At 61.6% G+C, this 21315-nt stretch carries 21 protein-coding genes; all 21 read right to left on the reverse strand.

The window, feature by feature from the left end; translation table 11 throughout:
* Window positions 1–3: 3 nt before the first annotated feature.
* Window positions 4–2544, reverse strand: coding sequence for a hypothetical protein (locus tag GXX95_01180; protein ID NLT36760.1), 2541 nt, complete (start codon window positions 2542–2544; stop codon window positions 4–6).
* A gap of 115 nt (window positions 2545–2659) precedes the next feature.
* On the reverse strand, window positions 2660–3790 hold the full coding sequence (locus GXX95_01185) for a hypothetical protein (protein NLT36761.1): 1131 nt from the start codon (window positions 3788–3790) through the stop codon (window positions 2660–2662).
* Window positions 3791–3802: 12 nt separating this feature from the next.
* On the reverse strand, window positions 3803–4474 hold the full coding sequence (locus GXX95_01190) for a hypothetical protein (GenBank protein NLT36762.1): 672 nt from the start codon (window positions 4472–4474) through the stop codon (window positions 3803–3805).
* Window positions 4471–5301, reverse strand: a complete 831-nt coding sequence (locus GXX95_01195) for a hypothetical protein (protein NLT36763.1) — start codon at window positions 5299–5301, stop codon at window positions 4471–4473. Before GXX95_01195 ends, GXX95_01190 begins: the two co-directional genes overlap by 4 nt.
* Complete coding sequence (locus GXX95_01200) at window positions 5298–6710, reverse strand: hypothetical protein (protein NLT36764.1); 1413 nt, start codon at window positions 6708–6710, stop codon at window positions 5298–5300. Before GXX95_01200 ends, GXX95_01195 begins: the two co-directional genes overlap by 4 nt.
* 3 nt (window positions 6711–6713) lie before the next feature.
* Complete coding sequence (locus GXX95_01205) at window positions 6714–9902, reverse strand: phage tail tape measure protein (protein ID NLT36765.1); 3189 nt, start codon at window positions 9900–9902, stop codon at window positions 6714–6716.
* A complete protein-coding gene (locus GXX95_01210) occupies window positions 9883–10089 on the reverse strand; it encodes a hypothetical protein (GenBank protein NLT36766.1) in 207 nt (68 codons plus the stop codon). Before GXX95_01210 ends, GXX95_01205 begins: the two co-directional genes overlap by 20 nt.
* A gap of 29 nt (window positions 10090–10118) precedes the next feature.
* Window positions 10119–10577, reverse strand: a complete 459-nt coding sequence (locus GXX95_01215; GenBank protein NLT36767.1) for a hypothetical protein — start codon at window positions 10575–10577, stop codon at window positions 10119–10121.
* A 9-nt stretch (window positions 10578–10586) separates the two neighbouring features.
* Entirely contained in the window at window positions 10587–10919 is a 333-nt protein-coding gene (locus tag GXX95_01220) for a hypothetical protein (GenBank protein NLT36768.1), read from the reverse strand.
* Between the two features lie 9 nt (window positions 10920–10928).
* The gene (locus GXX95_01225) at window positions 10929–11339 is read right to left on the reverse strand and encodes a hypothetical protein (GenBank protein NLT36769.1); all 411 of its coding nucleotides are present in this window, start codon (window positions 11337–11339) and stop codon (window positions 10929–10931) included.
* A gap of 89 nt (window positions 11340–11428) precedes the next feature.
* Window positions 11429–12208, reverse strand: coding sequence for a hypothetical protein (locus tag GXX95_01230; GenBank protein NLT36770.1), 780 nt, complete (start codon window positions 12206–12208; stop codon window positions 11429–11431).
* Window positions 12205–12585, reverse strand: coding sequence for a hypothetical protein (locus tag GXX95_01235; protein NLT36771.1), 381 nt, complete (start codon window positions 12583–12585; stop codon window positions 12205–12207). The genes GXX95_01230 and GXX95_01235 overlap by 4 nt, the downstream gene beginning before the upstream one ends.
* Complete coding sequence (locus GXX95_01240; protein NLT36772.1) at window positions 12582–12905, reverse strand: hypothetical protein; 324 nt, start codon at window positions 12903–12905, stop codon at window positions 12582–12584. The genes GXX95_01235 and GXX95_01240 overlap by 4 nt, the downstream gene beginning before the upstream one ends.
* Window positions 12902–13672 carry a hypothetical protein gene (locus tag GXX95_01245; GenBank protein ID NLT36773.1) on the reverse strand — a complete coding sequence of 257 codons (771 nt, stop codon included), beginning with the start codon at window positions 13670–13672 and terminating at the stop codon, window positions 12902–12904. Before GXX95_01245 ends, GXX95_01240 begins: the two co-directional genes overlap by 4 nt.
* Window positions 13620–17285 (reverse strand): hypothetical protein, encoded by a 3666-nt coding sequence (locus GXX95_01250; protein ID NLT36774.1) that lies wholly within the window; start codon window positions 17283–17285, stop codon window positions 13620–13622. Before GXX95_01250 ends, GXX95_01245 begins: the two co-directional genes overlap by 53 nt.
* Before the next feature lie 4 nt (window positions 17286–17289).
* On the reverse strand, window positions 17290–17649 hold the full coding sequence (locus GXX95_01255; GenBank protein NLT36775.1) for a hypothetical protein: 360 nt from the start codon (window positions 17647–17649) through the stop codon (window positions 17290–17292).
* 9 nt (window positions 17650–17658) lie between these two features.
* Window positions 17659–18210 (reverse strand): hypothetical protein, encoded by a 552-nt coding sequence (locus tag GXX95_01260; GenBank protein ID NLT36776.1) that lies wholly within the window; start codon window positions 18208–18210, stop codon window positions 17659–17661.
* Window positions 18211–18245: 35 nt separating this feature from the next.
* Entirely contained in the window at window positions 18246–19127 is an 882-nt protein-coding gene (locus GXX95_01265; protein ID NLT36777.1) for a bacteriocin family protein, read from the reverse strand.
* Window position 19128: 1 nt separating this feature from the next.
* Window positions 19129–20028 (reverse strand): hypothetical protein, encoded by a 900-nt coding sequence (locus tag GXX95_01270; GenBank protein ID NLT36778.1) that lies wholly within the window; start codon window positions 20026–20028, stop codon window positions 19129–19131.
* Window positions 20029–20030: 2 nt separating this feature from the next.
* Window positions 20031–21095 (reverse strand): hypothetical protein, encoded by a 1065-nt coding sequence (locus GXX95_01275; protein NLT36779.1) that lies wholly within the window; start codon window positions 21093–21095, stop codon window positions 20031–20033.
* Window positions 21096–21166: 71 nt separating this feature from the next.
* Window positions 21167–21313: a helix-turn-helix domain-containing protein gene (locus GXX95_01280; protein ID NLT36780.1), complete on the reverse strand. Its 147-nt coding sequence runs from the start codon at window positions 21311–21313 to the stop codon at window positions 21167–21169.
* Window positions 21314–21315 lie beyond the last annotated feature (2 nt).

Here is a 21315-nt window from a genome sequence, read left to right on the forward strand (position 1 = left end):
CCTTCACTTCCTCTTGAACAATCTGCTGAGGATCTCCGCGATCCTCCGGGCGAGCTCCACCAGGACGTTCCGGCCGGTGCCGGGGGTCGGAGAGCTCGGGGTCGTTGGTGACTCGACCACCGGGTCCTCGGGATCCTCCGTCACCAGCTCCGTGACCGGGGGATCGCTGATCTCCGACTCCGTAGGCTCAACGACAGGCGGTTCCTCGACCACCACCTCCGGAGGCTCCTCTTGCCCTGGTTCCGTGGCCTCTCCAGGCGTCTCTATCACCGGCTCCTCTGTCGTTTCCGGCGTCTCCTGCGCCGGTGGTTCAATCTCAGAGGAGGTAGGATCTTCGACGGGGGTTTCATCCGGCGCAGGAGTGTCAATGGTGGAGCTCGTGACCACGGGCTCCGATGTCAGCGGGAAGCCGTCCCTGGGCGCGAGGCGCATGGCGCAGCTGTAGAGGCCGGCCAAGCTCATGGCGTCCTCGAGGTCCTTGAGGTACCATGCCGCAGCAGTGCGAAGGTCGCCATGCTCCCCTACCAGCCCGGTGACGGCCCTCCCCTTGCAGTACGCGGCGAACGGCGTGATCCAGTCGTTGGTGAAGTCGCTGACCGGAGCGCCGAATGAGTAGGCGTGGATGGACGGCACCGGGCAGGGATCGTTCGGGATCTTGAGGTAGTCCTTGCCGTTCCTCGCATAGTTCCACGTATCGGCGATGTACCTCCCGTCGCTCTCGCTCCAGTGATAGGTCTCGACGCAGAACATCGCCCCGATGAGCGCGTGACCCATGGTGATGACCGCATGCCCCTCGCCGGCGAGCTGTCCTGACAGGTCGACCGCGGCCTTGACCCAGGCGCCGAACTTGGCCAGTCTCGTGGCGTAGTCCGGATACTTCGGGAGCCAGTGGTTGAACGCATAATAGTCATGATCAGGCTCGTTGGCGAACTCGATGCAGTAGACGCCACGATGGCCGGCGAAGTGCCTAGCCACGTCACCGACGAATGCGCAGGCATCGGCGAAGTCCTGCGAGCTCGCATCGTAGAGCGTGACCCTATCCTTATCATAGCTACCATCAGCGAAGCCGAGGCAGGTGATCACCAGCTGGAGGCCGTGCTCGAGCGCGGCGTCGGCATAGGCATCGAGGGCCTGGTAGAACCTCGTCGGGTTGTTCTTCCACGCGCTGTACTGGATCTTCGATGACCACGTATCGCCGGCACCGATGCGCAGCAGCTGCACCCCGAGCTCGTGCAGGCCGGCCATGGTCTTCCGGGCCAGGTCCCGCACGTCCGAGGCGTTCATGGCGGTGGTGGGGTCGAGCTTCGTGCTCCCGAGGAAGAGGCGGTTCTGACCCACCTTGCCCTCGAGGATCCACGCGAGGACGCACTGATCGTTGACGCCGATGCGGCCCGCGATGACAGCGGCAGGCTCCGAGGCCTCGGGCTCGGGTGTGGAGCTCGCAGGCGGCGTGCTCTCCTCGAGCGCGGTGGTGGTGAGGATCTCCACCGGCGGGACGATCCTATCCCCGCTGACCGAGTTCCCTGAGATGGTCTGATCCGCCAGCGATGCCCCTCCGGACGCCACGATCCCACCCCGCAGGTGGCGTATGACATTGTCCTTGAGGGTGTTGCCGTTCGGTCCGCTGTTATAGACCACGCCCCAGCCCGTTGGACAGTCGACGTAGTTATGCCGGTGCACGTTCCCGGTGCTCTCCTGTCCGTGCCAGTTGCGCACGGTGATGCACCACGGCCCCTTATTCACATCACTCTCACTGAGGCCGTACACCCACGGACAGCCGAGATAGTTGTCCTTGACCGTCCACCCTCGGCCGGGCTCGCAGTTCACTGCGCTCATGGCGATGTGGTGGATGTAGTTGTTCTCGACCAGGCACTTGCTCGCGCCAGTATCCCATCCCCCACCGCCCCCGGCCACCCCGGACCCGTACTCCCGGTAGCTCTTGTTGTACCGCAGGCCGCAGTAGGCCAGCTCGCAGTTCCGCACCGTCGCAGAGTATCCTGTCGGATTCCCACGGTGAGCGGCGTAGACCGCCGTATGCGTGACGTTGTGGATGTAGCATGAATCGATGGTGGTGCCCTCGCTGTTGTACAGCCCGATGCCACCGAACAGCGCCCTGGACTGGACAGCGTCCGCAGCGGACAGCCCCCCGTCGATGTCCAGGTAGGCAATGGTGATCGGCGTCTTGTAGTCGTTCCTGCGGAAGATGAACGAGTTGATGTTGTTCACCGAGGAGACGATCTTCGAGACCGGCACCGCCACGGTGGCCTTCTTGAACGTCATGCTGGCCCCGTCCCACACATACCCGGTGCGGTTCTCGACAGACCCGAATATGTTGGAGGCCTTCAGCATCGGCGTCCCCGCGGTCACGAACCTGCCCGGAGCAAGGAGGACGTTCTCACCGGCCGGGCAGTTGTCGATGGCCCACTGGATGGCCTGCGCTGCCGTGCCCCTGTCCACGATGGTCCCGCCGTTCTCGCCCGCCCGCCCATCGGGGTGCACGATGTAGTCATAGTCCTTGCCTATGTGAGCGACCCTGGCGGTCATGGCGACCCCGACAGGACCCACTTCAGGTACTCGACGATGTTGATCACGATCCACACGGTGGCGACGGTCAGGAACGTGCCACAGATCCAGTATGTCAAGCTCTCTCTGTCTAGTTTCATAATATCCCAACACCTCCGAAGATCATGCAGCCCCCGGAAGGTCCCGCTCCCCCGGCCGAGGCGGTCAGGCTCTCGATCCGTATGTTATCGATAGCGTACGGCGTGCTGCCGATCTGATAGAAGAAAAGGACCGAATCATTGACGGCCTGGTTGATGCCCATCATCTGATAGTTGTTCGGAAGGCTGGATTCCGTGGCCGCGTCCACGACCGAGCCCCAGGTATCGGTCAGCGCGGTGTACTTCTGATAGTACACGTGGCTGGTCGTGGGGAAATCCTGCCAGGCGATGAAGAAGTCGCCGCTATCCTTGTTCACGGATACGGCGGGCACATCATCATAGTCGCAATTGTGCTCGATCTCCACGGCGGTACCCCAGGAGGAGCCGTCGAACTCCCGGCGGTAGATATTGAAAAGGATGTCCTGGGCGTTCCATGCTAGGACGACCTTGTCCCCGTAGGCGCGGGCATCCCATCGCGGGGTCGCGGAGCAGATGATGCTCGATGCTTGGACGCGAGAACCGAGCGCGGAGCCGTTCCAGATCTTCTCGTAGATGTGCCCCCCAGTGACGCCGCAGTACAGGCACATCCACTTGCCCGATGTTAGGGCCAGGACCTTGACGTACATGTTCACGGAATCCTCACCGGAATCGGATACCGTCATGGGGTACCCGAAGGCCACGGACCAGGAGGAACCGTCGTAGGTCAGCTTCGTGACCCTGGCCTTGTTGTCGGCATAGTACCCGATCAGGATAGCGCCGTCGGGATCGATGTCCATCGATGTGATGCGCATCTGCGTCCCGGTGGCCCCCGTGGCCTCCGCGTCCCAGGATATCGCTCCTCCGGAGCAATTCCCCCGGCGGATCTTGATGGGGTTGGAGTCCGGCGTTACTGATGCGAGGTAACAGTACTCGCCCTGTAACAGCGCCTGGAAGTAGCTCCCATCGCTCCCCGCCTTGATGGTCGTGGGGGAACCGAAGTTGGCCGGGGCGCATTCAGGGTCATCGTTGGAAACGTACACGATGTTGGTGCCGTTGCTGTATGGCAGGAACCAATAGCCTCCGGCGAATCCGGGCTTACTGCCCATGCCGTAGTAGAGCGCCGAGGAGCTCGTCGAGGTAGGCTGCGTCATGGTCGATCACTCCTAATCGCTGTACGCTCCGGTGTACTCGAGGTAGATGCCGAGCAGCTTCGCATCGACGGCCAGCGTCCCTTGCTTGCGGTACGCCTTGAACACGACCCATTCCCCTCCGGCCGGGGTCCCGGCCAGCGTTACTGCGGAGCCGGTGATGATGTGCAGGGCATTGGCCGACTGGAAGGCGTCCGATGCCTCCACTGCGGTACCAAGTGCCTGATCGAGCGATTCGCCGTCGCCGAAGGAACGGCCCTGAATGCCCCATATCACAGTGTTCCCGGCGGTACCTGATGCCGCCGTCCAATAGAAGCGAGGGACGAACGTGCCGGCATTGTAGCCGTCCGGCAGAACGAAGCCCCAGGAATCATACTCCTGCGTGCTGGCGTCAAAATTGGCCGTAACGACCATGATGTCGTTGGTCGGCAGCTCCAGCTTCGCGGCCGGGGCGCATCCGTTGGTCGTATTCGGCGTCCCGCCCCCGGCCGAGAGGAAGATGGGCTTGACGGCGGCAGGGAGCCTATCCTTGTTGATGGTCCCGGTCAATTGCGAGGCCGCCACGGCCAGATCGCCGGCCGCCAGGTCGTCCTCGATGCAATCGGCCTGGGTCTGCACATGGTTGCCCCAATCGGCCGTCAATTCCTGCCCTATGCTCCTGGTCTGCTCCACGAACGAGTTGGTCATGCTGACTCCCACCTCATGATCGCCACTACCTGCGCTCCCTTCCCTACCTCGATCTCATACGGCCCCGGCGTGATCAGGCCCCGAGCGAACAGGGCCGGGACGGATACCGGCGGGGTGCCGGTGTTCGTATCGAAGTACACCCCGGCCTCGGCCAGCGTCGATCCGTTGTACTGGTCCGGGGCGATGGTATAATAGAGCGTGAGCTGGCCATCGGCCGATGCGGTTGAGGCCAGGGGCAACGGGGTCATGGTCCAGGGATCCGCTAGCCCAGTATCGGCCACGCTCTCGGATACGGTACCCTGGCCGCATAGGAGCGCCGTTAGCTTGATGGTGTACGCACCCTCGCTGTTCGCTAGCTGCGCGAACATGAGGCATCCCAGGCGGGAATTGGTCCCGCCGAATACCACGTCGAATTGGAAGATATAAGCGAAATCTGCGGTCTTGTCGAGGTCGTCGATCACCACGCGGGCGAAGGCATTTCCAGCGGTGGCCGGCGCTATCCATACCTCGCGGATGGTGTGCCCGTTCAGTTCATCCTCGTTTATCTGCTGGACGGCCCGGAATCGCACCCCGTTGACGTACTTGGTCGTCACCTCGGAGCATAGCAACGGCGTCTGCCCCCACGTTTGGGATGGGACCACGGCGGTACCGGAGGAGCCGACGCCGATAGCCTCCAATCTGAATTCGTTGCCGAGCATGGCGTCCCGCAGCATGTTCAGCCCCGTCGATAGGACGGCATTATGCGCCCGACGCACCAATTCCTTGCGACCATCGCGGCCGAGGCGGTACACCAGGACGTTGCAGTACACGCGGGAACGGACGATCACCAGAAGGCCGCCCCCCCGTCGAATGTGGAGCCGGAGCCGGCCCCGTCGCCGAATACCGCCTGGGGGCGGGATATGACGGAGAAGGTGTGGCTCATCACCACGGTGGCCTCCACCTTGCCACATTGGGTGATGGTTTCGTCCTCCCTCTCCTCGTACTCCTGCCGGCTCGTCAGCATGCGGTAAAACTCGACCCAATCCTCCCGGCGCTCCCCGGTCACGCCCTCCACCTTGTAGGATAGCGATAGGTCCGCGTCCTCACGCTCCTCCGCTTCCACGGATGTGATCAGGATCTGCGTATCGATGCCGTAGTCCGTCAGATGCACCGGTATCACCATGCCCGCCCGGAGGCCCGGCGCATAGGTGCTGAACTCCGCATCCAGCTTATCGTAGGGATTCTGCTTCATCTCCGTCTCGGCCGCCGTTACAGCCGCGTCCAGGTACGGGATGCTGGAATCGTCCACGAAGGTTTCATAGCGCCCATGCTCGGCGATGCTGGCCTTATCCTCTAGCATGACCATGATGCCGAACGTCCCCACGTAGGTGATGGCCAGGGTGTCCGAGGCCGTCAGGACTGTCCCTGCGTCATCCTGACGGATGATCTTGTCACCCTCGTTCCAGTACCAATCGAAGCCGGATTCGACCCCCCATATCCCTACGGTCTTGCTGACGCCGTTCACCTTGATGGTCGGCTCATGCAATACCTTGAAACGGACCTTGAACTCCGTCCGGGTGCCATCGCCCACCATCGATTCCGTCCGCTCGTCAGTGATGCCCTTGGCCGAGCCCCGGTAATAGACCACGTTGCAGAAATCGTCCAGGGATTCCTCGATGCTCAGGCTGATGTAGTCCTGATTGTCGTCAGTGATGGCGAACGGCGCGACGTAGGACTCCTTGGCAATGAAATGCAGCTTCTTCTGATGGTCAATGAACCAGATGTAGCCCTCGCGGTCGGCCATCTCGTTCAGCACATCCGTCGCCGATTGCCCGTTGTACTTTACCTTTGATACCGTCCCGCCGGCCTCAATGGTCCCGGCGGTGACGCCATACTGCGCCAGCTTGGTCGTGATCAGGTCCCGCACTATGGCGTCCGACGTGGTATCCGCATACGCCTTGAGGACATGGGCGCGGTCGGCGAGGGCCGAGAAATCGGTGAACTTTACGGTCCACTCCATGATGTCCGAGCCCGGGATCATCTTCCGCTTGGCCCGGTACACGATGCCGCCGAAGGCCGTCTGCGCCTTTTCGGTATCGTAGAAATAAACCTCGTCGCCCTTGTACGGCCGCCACGCGCTCCCTTGGTGGAAGGTGAGCCCGCCGATGGTCCTGGCCCCCAGCGTGGACTTGAGCGAGGTAGTGCCGGGCACCGTTAGCCCGTCCACATTGGTCCCGTTGATGGTCACCTGGTACATGGCTCAGATCCCCATCAGCTTCAGCTCGCTCCGGAAGTCCTTCATAAAGGACCGGACGTTGTTGGGCGTTCCCATCTGCATGACGATCTGGCCGACGTATACCGTTTTAGAAAGCCCGGCGGGATTGATGCCCACCGGGACCGTGGCCGATAGGCCCATGCTCTGCCCGAGGTTCGACATGATGCTGGCCATGGGGGCCGAGGAGATGATCTGCGAACGGAGGTCGAGAATGCTCTGCATGATGCCGTCCGGCACGATCCATTCCGGGCCGGCTTCGCCGAAGATACCTAGCGTAGGCTTGTCGGCGTAACCGCCCTTGGCGTACAGTTTGAAGCCCGGTATCCATTCCCCGTCCGGGACGAGGTCGCCCACGGCCTTGCCGATGGCATCCCCTACCTTGCCGATGCCCCCGGTGATGCCGCTGACCACCTGGTCGATGATCTTGGCCCCGATGTCCCATATCTCACCCAGGCCGCCGGTAATGCCATTCACGAAGTTGCTGATCCACTCGGCCGCGCCCGATACCAGGTCATCCACGCCGCCGGCGATGCCGTCCACGAAATTGGTGACCCAATCCGCAGCGCCGGAAACGAGCTTGCTCACTCCCCCCGCTATGCCATTGATGAAATTGGTCACCCATTCGGCCGCCCCGGAGATGAGCTTCCCCACGCCTCCGGCGATGCCGGTAACGAAGTTCGTTACCCAGGCCAGGGCACCAGATATTAGCTGCGATACGCCGCCCGCTATCCCGGTAATGAAATTAAGCACCCAGGCGGCGGCCTGGGATACGAGCTGGATGATGCCTCCGGCGATGCCGCTCACAAAATTGGACACCCATTGTGCGGCCTGTCCGATCAATTGCCCGATTCCGCCCCCAATGCCAGTGACGAAGTTCAGTACCCAGATGGCCGCTGAGGTGATCAGCTGTAGGGCCCCGTTGCCTAGACCAGTGATGAAATTCAATACCCAGGAGGCGGCCCCGCCGAGCAGAGAGGAGATGCCGCCGGCGAGGCCATTTACGAATCCGGTGATCCACGATACGGCGGTATCGACAAGGGATGTGACCCCGCCGGCCAGCGTGTTGTACATCCCGTCCAGGTTGAACAGCCCGATGATGAAGCCGCCGATGCCCTCCAGGATGCCCAGGACGGTATTGCCGATAGCTACGACGAGGCCCCACCAATCGATCGTTGCGAGGAAGGAAACGACGCCCTGGATGGCCCCTATGATGCCGTTCCCTATGCCCTGGATAACTCCCCACCAATCGATGCTCATGACCCAATTTACGAGGTCCTCTATCAGCTTGCGCAGCCCGGTGCCGAACTCCTTGCCTACCTGGCCCCAATCGATCTCGGAAACCCATTTCACGAAGCCGTTGACCAGCTTGCCGGCCTCCGCCCCGAGATTGCTGAACATCCCGCCCCAGTCGATGTTCTTGAACCAATTGATGACCCCGTTTATCAGGTCGCTGGTGCTGCCGAGGGAGTCTGACATGCCGCCGAGCCAATCGATAGAATTGAACCAGTTGGCGATGCCGCTAACTATCCCATCGGCGAAGCTCCCGAGGTCCTTGGCTAGCTGCCCCCAATCGATGCCCCCGAGCCATTTCGCTATGGCATCAACTACCTTCGGCCCGAAGGCCAGAATCTTGTTGGTCAGCTCGGTCCAATCCACCGAGTTTATGGCATCCCCTATCTTCTGCCCGATGCCACCCAGGAAATCCGTTACCCCTTTGATGTCCTGCCCCATGGCATCGACATCGAAGTCACGGATGGCGGCCCATGCGGCAATTCCCCCGATAGCGGCCACAGGGGCGGCAACGGCAGCAGCGCCCGCTAGCCCGATACCTCCGGCTGCTGCACCCCCAGCAGCAGCTCCGCCACCGCCGAGAAGGCCGCTCAGGCCGCCCAGGATACTGCCCCCTCCCCCTAGCCCTCCGACGATGCCCATGACCGAGCCGAGGCCGGATACCATGGGGCCGAGCATCATCAATAGCGGGCCGATGGCGGCCGCCAATAGCCCGATCTTGACGATCCAGCCCTGCGTACCCTCGGATAGGTTCGAGAACCAATCCAGCGCGGGCATGAGGTAGTTGTTCACCAGGTCCTCGAAGATCGGGAACAGCTTCTCGCCGAGGGTGATGGCGATGTCCTGGAGCTTATCCTGCATGATCTTCATCTTGCCGGCGGCAGAGTTGGCCATGATATCGGCCGCCTCCGCAGCAGCGCCCCCGCTGTCCTTCATGTTCTGGATCAGGGTGGCGAAGTCCCCATCGCTCGAGGAGATAAGGGACATCATGGGACCCATGGCCTCGACGGAGAAGATCTTGGCCGCATCCCCAGCATCGATATTGGCGTTGCGCAGGTTCCTGAGGGCCCCTTCCAGGCCTGCGACCTTGGGGTTCACATCATCCATGGTGAGGCCGTACTTGGCCATGGTCTTGGTGAGCGCATCGGAGGGCGTCTGGAGCTTCGTCAGGCCCATCCTTAGCGCCGCGCCCGCGGTGCTGGCGTCGTAACCGGCGCGGGACATGACATCGAGAGCTGCCGCAGTTTCCCCTATGGACATGCCAGACAGCCTCGCGGACGATGAAACGTATGTGATGGCGGTGTTGAACTCCTCGGCGGTCCACATGGAGTTTTGGAACGCCGCTGTCAGATTGTCGGCCACCTCGCCGGACCTGGAGGCGTCGATGTTGAACGCCTTCATGGTGGTCTGGAGGTCTTGCGCCGTGTCGGCTAGATCCGTACCGGCGGCAGTGGAGTAGTCCATCGCACCGGCGAGATACTCCTGGATCTCCGCTGCTGTGCTGGTCGAGTCCGCAAGCCAGTACATAGCGTCGGCGACCTCGGTCGATGAGAACGTGGAGTCCCTGGACATCTGCCGGGCCGCGTCGCCCAGGTCCGAGATCTGGTCCGCGGCCATGCCAGTGACGGCCTGGATCTTGCTCATGGCCTCGTCGAAGTCCTTGTAGGCAAGGAGGGACGCGGCGCCGACCGCCGCCAGCGGAAGCGTCACGCCGGCGGTCATGGACCGGCCGACGTTGCTCATGGTGCTGCCTATGGCCTTGAAGGAGGAGGATAGCCGGGTGGCTAGGTTATCGGCTTCCTTCTGGACGGTCGCCATGCCCCGCGTGAAGTCGGCGGTGTTCGCCGTCACGTTGACGTTTATGTCACCCAGATTTCCTGCCATGTCTCTTCCTCTTCAGCTCCTCGTAGTCCCTCTTGGCATCCTTGGCCGTTCTCTTCCTGCCCTCCAACTGAGCGATGGTCGGAAGGCGGTCCATGCGTTGGAACACGGCCGTAAGGTAGGCCGCGTTCCTGATCTCCTCGTCCCGGCCGGCGATTCGTAGCATGATCTCCGCCGGGGTCTGGTCCATAAGGGCCGCAGCGTTGACGTTGAGGCGTTTTATCCCTGTCTTGGCGAATCGCCACCAGGAAGGGCCTGAGCTAAGTGGGTCGTCATCTTCTGGCCCAAAGGGTCAGATGCCCCCTTCTTCTCATCCCGCTTGATGTGCGGCATGGCGATGAAGAAGGAGTCGAGCATAGCCCGGGAGAACTCTTCCATGGGGGCCATGGTCATCAGTATCCCCACCTCGTCCAGGGTAAGGGTCGGGTCCTCCCATACGAGGCAAGCCCATACCGCAGCGCACAGCGCATTGGTGTCGATCTTGATGGGCGGCTGCTGCTCCGGCGGCAGAACCTCGCCCTTCTCGTCCTTGGCGTGCTGCGGGAAGACCTCCATGAGGTCCTTCCCGGTCTCGGCCTGGAAGCGCCGCATGGCGTTCAGGTCCATCCTGAAATGCCGCTCGATGTCCAGCACCATCGGTACGCTGGGCAATTGCATGTTCCTAAGGTGCAGTGCCATTCTACCACCCTAAGGAACTTCGATGGCCGCCACGGTAACGGTGGCAACGGCCGAGCATACGAAGGAAACGTAGCCCTGCGCGTCATCGAAGCGGTTCTTGTTGAACGGCCCTATCTTCTTGGTATCCCCGGCCCCCACGGCAACGACGAGGTCGTGATCGACGCCGAGATCGCAAGGGGTCTTGGCATCCACGGTGACGGTGATCTCGGCCGCGCTGCCGTTGGCCACCTCGATGAAGGTCCGGCCGGAGTTGTAGAACTTGTCACCGGTAGAGGCGGTCGGAGCGACCATGCTCGGTTCGATTCCAGTGGGCACGATCTTCTGAACGGTCAATGTGGCCATTCATTCACCTCAGGGGGTGGTATCGAGGACGCCGGTTCCCTGGAACTCGATCTTGTAGGTAGCCTCGTCGTCGTATGGCCCCTCCAGGTCCCTCGATTTCAGCAGGGCGGTTCCCAGGAGTGTCGCGGTCCCCTCGACGTATATCTCAAGCTGCACGTTGGTCTTGTTTCGGAGCGCGCTCTGAAGGGCGAGGTATCCCGCGTCGTCGTCGATCCATACACCATCGGCGCTGACGGACCAGGAGCCGAATCCATACTTGAACTCCTTCATCTTCCCGGTGGAGAGCTTCGAGGTGTTCTCTATCATCTCGTTCTCCTCCGACAGGGTCGCACCCCTCTGGCCGCCAACATCGGTCCAGGTCGGGGATTGAACCGTCCCGGTGTTGGCCTTGATAATTATGTCGCATCCAGATACTGACATGTCATTTCCTCGCGGCCTAAGGCCGCCTGAACATCAGCTGCGCCGGTTATTGGACTTTCTACTTTGAGGTCATTTACTACCTGAATGTATCAGGCTGACGACTCTAGTCGGACGCGACCGGTAGGATGCACCATGGCCGAGAAGCGGAGGATCGATGCAAAGGAGGATCGATGCTGGGATACGAAGGCATCGAAATTGATGGATAGCCCTATCTCCGAGGGGAACCGGACCTCGCAGGGCCTGATCACGCCGGACGTCGCCTCGGCGAAGAAGGAAAGGGATCCTCCTTCCTTACGGAGGGTGCCGACGATCTCCATGGGCTCGAAGCCCGGCTTCCCCGGCTTGTACTCCTTGAACGGGGAGGCCCGATACGATACGTCCCTCGCGTCCACGTAGGCGATGAGGTCCCCAAGGCTGAGGATCTCCGCTACCTCGGCCCCGTTCCAGTAGAACTTCGTCCCGGCGGCCAGTGTGCCCATGGCATCGAAGGATAGCAGGACGAGGAAGTTCTGCCCTATGATGAAGGCCCCGCTTTCGTCGGTACCTAGCGGCATAGGCTCCTGCATCGCCTTCACGCCGAGGTACTTCACGCCGGATATCGTGACATTCTCCATGGTCGTCAGGGCCGCCCTTGCCGCGTCCAGCCTAGCCCTGGCGGCATCGCTGTCGGTATCCCGCACCTGGACCTGGAGGCCGGGGTGCAGGATCCATTTTCCGTCGAAAGTTACCTCCGGTACCTCGCCGGCATCGCCGAACAGGGCCATGCATACGACCGGATCATCTGGCATAAGGTCGCGGAATACGTTATCAACGGTCCCTGCTCCCTGCTCTATGATGTAGGATTGAATCTTCTCTATCCAATTGGTCAAATGCACACTCTCCTGATGATGTCCCTGATCTCCCCCTGAACGGTAGGAACCAGGTTCGGCTTATCGCGCAGGAAGGGATCGATCAGGAACTTGGCCTTCCCATGCTCGTGCCGGTACGATTGCTCCTCATGCTGCCTCCGCGCATAGACGATGTTGTACCCCGACTTCACCGATACGGTGGTCCGGGTGCGCGTGGGCTGGTTCACCTGCCCGGTGCGGATCATGGCCCTGGTCTGATACGGGGATTCGTCGTGGCTATGCCCCATCATAATGTTGGACCATTTGTACAGGCCCTCCCCGGTGGCCGGCATGATGTCTCCGTCCAGCGCGGCCGCCCTGGCCTTCACCTTTTCCACGCCGGTCACGGTCGCGGTCATACGTCCACCCGCCAGTACGCTAACTGCCCATCCAAATCGTACTGCGGGGCCACCAGGAGGATGATGGGCACGCTCCCGTCGGGGAGGATGATCTGGTCGCCGATCTCCACGGATGCGGTCCTATCCACGAATATGCGGGCATTGCTCACCTTCTCGAAGCGGTTCGTGAGGCCGTCCCCGGAGCTCGTCCGGACGAGGCGGGGCTTATGCTCCACCCTGGCCCGATACTCCTTCGGAGTGCCGTAGGTATAGTGGCCCTTGCCATCGTTCCCGGTCCGCTTGGCCACGGTGATCGTCTGATTGAGGAGGTCCTCTATCATGCATCCTCGCTGTAATTCGGGATCGTGCTGCCGTCCAATGCCAGCTCCGGCATGTCAGCGTCGCTCCTGGCCCGCATCGGCCCATCCTCGAAGGAATCCTGGTCCAGCAGCCGGGCCAGTTCTCGCTCGTATTCCTGCATGAAGGAGCTCGTCCCGCTAGGCTTGGCGTACTGGTAGTCGCCCAGCTTCTCGGTCTGCATGACGGTCCCGCCTCGCGCCACCTCGTACAGATGGAGGATGGCCAGCAGGTGCATGTGGTCGTAGGTGTCGGCCGGCACATCGTCCGGCAGATCATTATCGAGGTACACGGTCTTGGCCCTCGCGGCCAGGAGGTCGAACTGCGCCGAGGTGAACTTGGAGCCGGGCTCGTCGCTCACGGCATACTTGGAGCATAGAGCTACTTGAGCCGCCAGGCCGCTAGGCTGGCTCATGGCGACGGCCTTGGCCGTCAGCGCCCCGTAGGCCACGGTGTACACTTCGTCGGCCAGCGTGGTCATCACGACCTCCCATCGATACTCGCCGTTCAGGGCGGCGGTATCGGCCGGCGTCAGCACGATGCGGGTCGTTCCGGCGATAGGGCTCAGTATGGCTATGCCCTGGTTGATGGTCTTCTGTAGCTTCAGAACGCCGTACTTGTACACGTTGAAGGCCAGCATGTCGCCCGTCAGCCCGGTGAGATCGATGGCGTTCCCGTCATCGTCCTTTATAGGCATTTCAATCGGTAGGGTATCCCCGGCCTTCACGCTCAGCGGTTGAGATTCTTCCATTCACATCCTCCTTCCTTTTCGTTCCCTCGATCTCCGCGTCATCCTCGATTCCGGTCAAATCCTCTCCGAATATCTGGCTCCGCATGGCGACGACGCGCGAGAAAATGCATACGGCCGTCTTGAGGGCAGTGGCCTCATCGGTGGCGATGCCTTCCGATTCGTATATGGATTTTGTCAGGGCCAGGGCATCGTCGAAGGATATGGCTTCACTGATCAGCATCGACTTCAGCAGCAGGCCGCTCTCCGTTAGCTCCAAAGCCTCACTGATCAGTAGCGCCTTGACCATCTTGGAGGCATCCGATAACTCGACAGTATCCCCGGCCAGGATGCCGTAGGTGGTGGCATCGCTGACCCCTACGGAGTCGGGGGCGGTCAGGCCGAGGGCAATCGCGTCCAGCAGTCCGGCGTAGTCCTGCGTCCGTATGGCCCGGCCAATGACATCCTCGATCCCTATGGAATCGAGCAGCCGGAGGCCGATGTTCACTGAATCGTCATGGATGCCTATGGCGTCGAGGATGATGAGCTCCACCATCTCCCCGGCCCGTTCCACGATGGTGGCGATGTCCTCGGCGGTTATACCGTCCGATGCCAGTAAAGATCTGATGAACACAGCCGCCTCCACCGCGGTAATGGCATCGGAGGCCACCATGGATTCGAGCAGGGATACTGCATCCCCTACGGAGATGTCCTCGCCCTCGAAGATCTCCTTGAACAGCAGGGCCGCATCATCGGTGGTGATAGATTCCGAGGCCACTAGCGCCTTGAATATCGCCTCGGCATCTTCTACCTCTAGGGATTCGGTTGCGAAAAGGGCCTTCGCCAGCGAAACGGCATCAGAACCAGAGAGGGAATCGTCCTCGATGATGCTCTTGACGATCGTGCAGGCATCGACTCCCGTTACTGTGTCGGCATCTTCGAGGGATTTTACGAGAGATATCGCTTCCCCGGCCGCTAGGGCATCTTCTGAGATCAACAGGGCCGTCAGCGCAGCAGTATCGGCCGTCCCTATCGTATCGGTGACGAGGAACAGGAGCCCGATAGCTAGCGATACCGCGTCCTCCGCGGCGATCACATCGGCGCTCCGGAGCGAGGCGATGAGCCTCACTGATTCGGATACGCCGAGGGTATCGGCCTCGATGATGGCCTTGGCTACCGCTACCGCGTCGCCGGCTGTGAGGACCTCGGCCGCGACGAGGGATTGAATGAGCTTGACGGCATCGGCGAGGCCTACGGCTTCCGATTCGACTATCCCCTTGACCAATGCCATCATGTCCGAGGCCGTCAGTGATTCGGCCAGCAGGACCGCCTTGCCTAATGGGGAGGCATCCACGGCCCCGATGGCCTCGGCGAGCTCCATGGTCTTGCCCAGCGCCTCGGCATCGGCCCCGGATATGCCCTCCGGCGTCCGGTAGCCCATGCCTACGCCCTCGGCGGCCGCTATGGCCTCGGCGGCCAGCAGCGCCTTGATGAGCTTCTGCGCATCGGCGAGGCCTATGGAATCCACCAGGGCGATGCCTAGCGCCGCCGGCCCCTCGGCAGCCGCCAATGAATCGGTATCGAGGAGGGATTTGAGCATGGCGACGGCATCGGCGAGGCCGAGGGATTCCGCTATCGTGATCAGGGCGGTGATGCTCGTAGCCTCGGTCAATCCGATGCTCTCGGCTGCCTTCATCAATTTGGCGGCGATGAGCGCGGCATCGGCCGCCGTGATGTCATCCGCGTCCATGATGGATTTTATGAGCCATGGCGCGTCGGAATTGGTCACAACATCAGGGGTTCTTATGCCTAAAATGGCCCCGTTCTCGGCCATGGCGGCGCTATCTGCGATAAGCAGGGTCTTCGCTAGGGCCTCGGCCTCACCGGCCCCTATTTCATCCGCGTCGACCAGGGCCTTGATGAACATAACGGCCTCGGCGGTGACGATGCTCTCCCCCTCCACGATGGCCTTTATCAGCAGGGCCACGTCCGCGGCCGATACATTCTCGGCCGTGAGCAGGGATTTGATGAGCGAGGGGGCATCCACCAGGCCCACGGCGTCCGGGGCGAGATAGGCTAGGATGCTCGGCCCCTCGGTCGCGGCGATGGCATCCACATCGAGGATTGATTTCAATAGCGAGGCCGCATCGGCCCCGGTGATCGTTTCGGCCAGCAGCAGGGCCTCTACTAGCTTCTCGGTATCGGCGGCCGATATGGCCTCGGCCAGGACGATGAGCTTGGCCGCGAACTTCGGAACATCGTCGGCCGCGATGCCCTCGGCGGCAATGATGGCCTCCACGATGCGGTGCACCTCCGCGCTGGATATAGTATCCGTTTGCAGGAGCAATTTAGCGGCGATCTTGTGGATCTCCGCGTAAGCTACCGCATCCCCCTCGAGGATGGATTTGGATAAGGGCGAGGCCTCGGTCGCGGAGATGGCCTCCGCGAAGTACGCTATCTTGGATAGCGGGCTGGCTTCCGAGGCCGCTATGGCCTCGGCATTGAGGAGGGCCTTGGGGGCAAAATATGGCGAATCAGCCGCCCCCACGGCATCAGGATCGAGCATGGTCTTGGTCAGCACCGGGGAATCCGTGCCGGCGATGCTCTCGGTGGCCGTCTTGTCATACTCATTGATGGTGCCCGGTATGTAGTATCCATCAATCCCGCATATCTCGTACGTCGCGTTGCTGGAATAGAACTGGATGATTCCACTGGCATCGGTCTTGGTGGGGCAGGTGAATCCGCAGTAGCCATTGTCCTCTGCCTCCATGGCCGGTAGGTACCGCGCCGCTGAGGAGCCCTTCATCCGCACGCCCACGTTCACCTCGCCCGAAACGAGGTTATGATTGCAGACGCAATCCACGACCTGGCCATCCGAGCCGATGTACGAGGTGCAATCCATGTCTGTCCAGGTATTGGCGCTGGTGATCGACGCGGCGCAGTTGCCCCGGTACCTATCGACGTAGCCCATGTTGGCATCGAATACGCCGGTGATGTACACATCGACGTAGGTGGTCGATTCGACATAGTACTCGATCTGGTTGCTGGCATCCGTCTTGGTGACCATCATCTGCCCGGTCACGCCGCCCGATTCCGCTTCGTGCAATTGCGTGGTCTTGTTATAGACCGCATCGCCGGAACGGACGCCGGCGCTCATCTTCGTAGTCGTCCGGTTATTGCATAACGCGAAGGTGCAGACCCGGCCGGCGGCCGGGGAGTACGATGATAGGGAAACGTGATTGCTGGCATACGTCCCGCCGGACGTGGTGAGGGATAGCTCCGCGAAATATTCCTGGTACGTCAGGCCCATCCAGTAGCCCATGATGTAGAACGCGGTATCGGTATGGTCCCCGGTATAGTACTCGATCTTCCCATCCGCGCCCACCTGGACGTACCATCCGATGAGATTAGCGCCCCCATCCTCGGCCTCGGTCATGTTGAGGTACCGATCCAGGGAGGAGCCGCTAGTGCGGAGGCCCATGATGTTGTTGGCAGCATCCGCCAGGTTCGCGGCCACTATGTACACGATGGCCCTCGCAGGGATGCCGTTGTTGGCTAGGATGTCATACGAGGTCCAGGTGTCCGATGCGCTTATGGAGAGGGCCGTTCCCGCCACTTCCGTGAACGAGATCTGCATGGCCTCAGTCCTGCATCACCATTATTCTGGCCCTGCGGCAGAAGGCGGTCACACCGGCCTGACCGCTCCGGAATTGGAGGGTTAAAGAATGCTCCCCCTCGGTTAGCAGGACTCTCCCAAACGGAGAACAGATGCGGGGATCCTGCGCCACCAGGGGGCGGTAGGTTTCTTCGTTGACGACCTCGCCGTCCAACAGGATGCGGAGATAGACCGGGGTTTGGGCCAGGTTGCTCGATACCTCTACGCACGTCCAGATATTGTGGTATCGGGCATTGGTAGGCCCGGCCGCTTCAACGACGGTGATCCACTCCCCCGTATCCGAGGTGAGCAGACCTTCCACGACGTTGTTGGCGACGACGGTCATCTAGCTACCTCACGAGAGGGTTACGTCCACTTCCATGGAGTAGCTATCGCTGGCCCCCTTGGTGCCCCACGCGCCTACCTTGCGGTTCAATCCGGTGCCGGTGCCGTTCCCGGTGAGGACGATCACTTCCTGCCAGGTGAACGATGCCACGCCGGCTGCGAAGGTGGATTTGAACTGCACGGTCTGGCTGGACCGCTTGGGATAGGTGCTGTCCATGGCCGCATACGCCTTGTTGGTGGCGGCCTGGAGCGCGGTCTGTGTCGCGACGGCGGCGGTAGCGGAATCACCCACGCCGATGTACGGAGTGGCCCATGTGGGGGTGGTCTGCGCCCCGATGATGAGGTCGATGATCTGCGCGAGGCCCGCATTGAGGGCCACGTTGCCCTCGGTATCGACCTTGCCGAGGTAATCGCCGGCATCCTTGGCCATATCGATCACCTGCTGCTGAGGCATGCCCTGCTGGAGCATCTTGGAGTACTTGTTCTCCGGGTCGTAGAACCCGGTCCGCCTCATCTTGGTTTCCCAAATGTGGGTCTTTTCTGCCTTGTCGTGGATTGCCATGTCAATTACCTCCAAAATGAAATCATGGAAGTGGTTTAGATGGCCGTCAACGTGCAAAGCGCGTCGGCGTGCTTCACCCTCGGGAACAGGGACTCCCAGGTCCTGCCATAGACTGGCGAGGTCTGCGGGTGCTTGCTATCGATGCCCAGCTCGTTCTTGGCATCGCTGGCCCGAACGAGGTCAAAGTAGGTGCCGGCGTTATCGACCGGGACCATGAGGCCCTTCCCCGCCACGATCTTGGTGCTCTGGATCACGGTTCCAGGGTACGCGCCGGGTACGGGATTGAGGAGGCGCAGGACCTTCTGCATCTCATCGATGCCGGTATCCTGGGACGCATCCAGTTCAGCGAACTGGGCGGGGTTGATGACGAGGTTGAAGTTCACCCCGTTGACCGCCTTCTCCCATAGCTTCGATCTAGCGCCGGATACGGCCGCGATGGCGTTACCGAAGGTGCCGAAGTCCTTGCTCGTGGTGTAGGATTGCCCGGCCACGTTGTAGAGCCCCTTGATGACGTACTTGGCGTCGTCCTTGGGAGCCCATCCCTGGATGAGCAGGTCCTCCTCCTTCTCGGCCAGCTTGCGGGCGGCGTTAAGCATGGATGCACTCTCGATGTTGATGCCCTCGGAGGCGAAGGCCTCCAGGTCGCTCCGCACGATCTCGTAGTCCTTCCAGAGGAAGGGGAGCCGGAAGTTCTCGCGGGTGATGTTGATAGCATCGCGGGAACCCTCCTCGCTCGGCATGCCGTAGGCGATCTGCGCCTCGTTCATGTCGCTGATCCTGTCCACATCGACGTTCCATTTGCCGGCGGGCAGGGTGTACACTTTCTGGAACAATCGCCGGGCGATGAGCGCCTGGCGAAGCGGCTCGACCATCTGGCGGTCGAGGTAATTCGCGGCCCTTTCTAGCGAGCTAGCCATTTCAGATCACCGCCTCGACGATTATGTCGCCATCGGCGGACGAGGCATCCTTGCCGGCAGCGGCCTTCCCGACCTTGACGACGCCGGGACTGATCACTTTCAGATAGATGTTCCCGGCCACGGTGGCATCGGAGGTCGTATAGGATAGGGACCGGGCCGCGTCCACGGCGTATCCGGGGATCTTCTTCTGCGAGTAGAACAGCGGGGTGGTATCGGCGGTCTTGATGTCCGTTTCGACGAGCAACGCGCCGAGGGTAATGTTCGCCGCAGTGGCATCGACCATGTTATGCGCGACGAAGCCGGCGACGGCGACGGACTCGCCATCGATGAGGCCGTCCGCATCCCCCCCGCTCTCGGTGGACAGGGTACCGATGTCAATGGTGGCCGATTCAGCGACGGTTACCGCCTGGACGATGACGTCCTCGATGATGATGCCGGCCGGGAAGATGATGCCGGTATCGAACTCGGCCGCCTTCTTCACGTATGGGACGCGGATGGCGGGAACGCCGCCCATCATCATACCGGGCACGACGCGGCCGTTGGACCAGGAGAACAGGTCCTCGCCCTGGACGGCCACGAATCCCTTGGCCAGCTTGCCGAGGATGGCGTATCCGCCGCCCACTAACAGGGGGGCCTCGATGCCTATGTCATCGGTAGCGGCCGCGAAGGCCACGCTCCGGTCGGTAGGCTTGGAGGTAGGATCTGCTCCCTCCAATCCGATGAAGCCGAGGACGGGGTTCACGCCGTCGGCGACCTTGATCTGCTTGTCGCTGGAGCCGCGTATGGCGAGGCGGCCGGCGTAGAACTCGGTGGCATCCTCGACGGTGCGGAACTTGGGCCTGGGCTTGCCGTCAACGAGGACGCGGCCCACGCCCGGTGCAATGTAACCAGATTCTCCCATGTCTACTCCTCCACGTACTCACCTTTCTTGGCATCCCATCTACCGACGGTGGTCGCGGCCTGCTTGTTCTGGTGGGCCACCTGCTCAGCTCCATCCTCCCCTCCGGGGGCCGCATCCTTCTTGTTGAGCAGCTCCTCGAACAGGGCGGCGCGATCGTTCTCGAACCGCTGGCGGGTCTCCGCTTCCTTGTCCTTGTGGAGGTATCCCTTGGGCACCCAGGCCTTGTTCTTGAACTCGTTCCAGGCCGCTTCCTTCCTCTCCTTCTCGAGAACATCGGCCTTGTTCTTCAGGTCCTGGAGCTCGGCGTCCCTGGCCATGATGGCCTCGTCGCGCTTGTTGAGCTCCGCCTGCAACCTCTCAATCTCGGCCTTTCCGGCCTGGTCGTTGGCGTTCATGTCTTCCTGCTCCTTGTCCTTGCTTTCCTCGGGCTTGTCACCCGCTGCGTGATCATCAGCCCCGGTCCGGTCCAGGTCGATGTCCGGGTACTCCTCCTTGATCTTCTTGCGGAGGAAGCCGAACAGTCCCTTGGCCTGCTTCTTCTCATCTTTCTGCTCGTCGCCCATGTCCTTGGTCTCCTTATTCAGAAATCCGGCGCCCTGGTCCCAGGGCTGATCGCTCTCGGTCTCCTCGAATACCAGGACGTGGTGCGGCCGGACCGGGCCGGCCAGCGCTCCGTCGCGGACCGGCGCCCGGAACCCGGTGCTCAGCGACAGTTCGCCGGCCGCGATCTTGGCGTCCATCGAGGCGTCATTGAACCGTGTGTCGCCCAGCAGCCGGGGGTGCCCGGTAGTGGACAGCTTGGGGTTCTCCACCTTGCCGACGATCCTGCCGTTGATGCGGGCAAGCTCGACGGCCGGGTCGCTGTCGTAGGCGCTCATGTCCGGGTGGTCCTTGGCATAGATCACCGGGACGGTGGCCCAGGCGTCGACGGTCTGCGCGAAGCATCGGGCGTCGTAGAAGGTCTTCTTTGGCCCTACGCGACGGTTGAGCGTCTGCAGTAAGGTGTCGTGCTTCGAGTTGAGGTGCTCGGCGTTCGAGAAGTGCTGCAGCTCGGGATCGTCAGCCATGCTATTGGCAGAGCATTGCCTGCGCGGGTTATTGGACTTTCTACTTTGAGGCCATTAATCGCCTGAATAGGTCAAGAGGCCTGCTTGCGCTTGATGTACCGCTTGACCGTCTTCCTTGCCACCTGGAGCTCCCGGGCGATCTGATTGATGAACATGTCCTCGATGTGCTCGTCGATGAATCTGCGCTGCTCCTCGCTGAGGGGATGTCCGGAGGGCATGG

The sequence above is a fragment of the Methanomassiliicoccus sp. genome, from assembly GCA_012719175.1.
In the GTDB taxonomy this organism is placed as follows: Archaea; Thermoplasmatota; Thermoplasmata; order Methanomassiliicoccales; family Methanomassiliicoccaceae; genus UBA6.